This is a genomic window from uncultured Fibrobacter sp., from assembly GCF_937877005.1.
GTDB lineage: Bacteria > Fibrobacterota > Fibrobacteria > Fibrobacterales > Fibrobacteraceae > Fibrobacter.
This window is the reverse complement of sequence record NZ_CALEFV010000224.1, coordinates 1-1929: the sequence shown is the minus strand read 5'-3', so window position 1 is coordinate 1929 and position 1929 is coordinate 1. Positions and strand designations below refer to the sequence as shown.

2 protein-coding genes and 1 pseudogene are annotated in these 1929 nt (G+C 48.9%); all 3 read left to right on the top strand.

What is annotated here, in order from left to right:
* Positions 1–443 (top strand): annotated as a pseudogene (locus Q0628_RS09955) (dihydroorotase); the annotation flags it as partial.
* A 15-nt stretch (positions 444–458) separates the two neighbouring features.
* Positions 459–1523: an acyltransferase family protein gene (locus tag Q0628_RS09950; protein ID WP_298770611.1), complete on the top strand. Its 1065-nt coding sequence runs from the start codon at positions 459–461 to the stop codon at positions 1521–1523.
* An 89-nt stretch (positions 1524–1612) separates the two neighbouring features.
* The coding region (locus Q0628_RS09945; RefSeq protein WP_298770609.1) for a 1-acyl-sn-glycerol-3-phosphate acyltransferase at positions 1613–1929 on the top strand (317 nt) is incomplete at its 3' end.

Sequence of the window (1929 nt, the reverse complement as noted above, 5' to 3'; positions counted from 1 at the left end):
CCTTCACGGTACACCACCTGATGATGACTCTCGACGATGTCGTCGGGGACGCCCTCAGGCCGCACCACTTCTGCAAGCCCTTGCCAAAGCGGCCTGAAGACCGTGCCGCCATCCGCGAAGCCGCCTTCAGCGGGAGTCCGAAGTTCTTTCTCGGCACGGACTCCGCCCCGCACCAGCTGGGGAAAAAGGAATGTCCGTGCGGGGCGGCGGGCGTCTACAGCGCACCGGTCGCCATTCCGCTGCTCGTGCAGGAATTCGAAAAAGCCGGACACCTGGACAAGCTCCCGAACTTCATCGCAGGCTTTGGCGCCGACTTCTACGGAATCCCGCGCACCCAGAAGCAGATTGAAGTCGTCAAGGAATCGTGGACCGTCCCCCCGCTCGTGAACGGCGTGGTGCCGCTTGCCGCAGGCCAGACTCTCAGGTGGAAGATAAAGCAATAGTAAGGGGCGCCCCTTATGAAAGAGTCTCGCGCTTCTAATTTCGAGTTGCTCCGAATCATTCTGATTCTTTTCGTAATCGCGCTCCACTACAACTCCCCCTTCCGACACGGCGCCTTCAGCTACGTCGAAAGCGCTCCTTTTTTCAACAGGTTCTTTCTGTACAGCATCGAGGCCCTCGCCCTCGGTGCCGTAAACACCTTCCTCTGCATCTCCGGATATTTCCTATGCAAAAGGGATTCCGTCAATGTACGAAAAGTCGTTTACCTGTTTACAGTCCTGATTGCATACAAAGTTATTTCCTATGTCATCGGGGCGGTTACAAGCGGCAGTTTTTCAATAGCCGATTTTCTTTACTGTTTCAGCCCCGTCAATTACTACGCATGGCTCTATTGCACCATTTACTTGCTTTCTCCTTTTTTGAACCTTGTTTTTAAGTACGCAAGCGACAAGAGCCTAAAAGTATTCATGGCAATTCTTCTGGTTTTATTTTCCATACTCCCGACAATCACCGATTACTGCATTCCCGCATTCGCTCACACCAAGATATCCATTTCTGCGATTTCGATTTATGGAAACGGGAACGGCTACACCCTGGTAAACTTCATCCTGCTCTACTATATCGGCGGATTCATCGCCCACAAGAAAATCAATCTGAAATGGATTTCGGCGGCATTGGGCTTGTTCCTCTGCACCGCGGCCATTTGCTCCATGATGTTCATCGAGCCCATTCAAGCAATATCCTACTGCAACATTTTCGTCGTTCTGCAGGCCGCTCTGCTATTTCTTCTTTTCAAAAATTTCAACTTCAATAGCCGCTTTATCAATTTCATCGCGAAAAGCGTATGGGGCATATTCATTATACATAGCACACTTGTCACCCTGTTCATCAAGGAATTTCCCCTTGCAGTAAGCATTTCGGGCCCTATTTCATCTTTACTGGCACATTTTTCAATCTGCATTGCAGGCACATTCTTGTGCGCCCTGGTGTGGGACAAGCTCTGTTCCCTTGTCATCTGTCCGATTCAGCACCTACTTGACAAAGTTCCCGTGTTGAACAAAGAGATTTCCTTAAAGAAATAGAGTTCTCTCTATAAAATTTTTCTTTTTTTTGTTCCATTAACCTTAAAAATTATACATTATGGGTGTAAACCCATATTTCTAGGACTATTATGGCCTTTATCCGTGCAATCTTTTACTATTTGTTTATCGCTGTCGGGCTTTTCGTTGTCGGTCTTCCGTTCATGTTTTACAAGGGCGTGCTTTGCAGGCGCTGGGCAGACAGCACCCGCATATGCATCCCGTTTTTCCAGGTTTTGTTCAAGTTGTCGGGAATCAAGGTCGAAATCGAAGGCAAGGAGAACATTCCGGACCACAAGAAGTTCGTACTCGTTGCAAACCACCAGAGCTTTTTGGACATCAACGTCATTTGGCCCTCGATTACCATGACCTCGTTCATTGCGAAGGCGGAACTCTGGAAGATTCCCGT

What these genes read in the sequence shown, in the direction of transcription:
- Q0628_RS09950 (WP_298770611.1), top strand. Translation starts at nt 459, where the DNA reads ATGAAAGAGTCTCGCGCTTCTAATTTCGAGTTGCTCCGAATCATTCTG.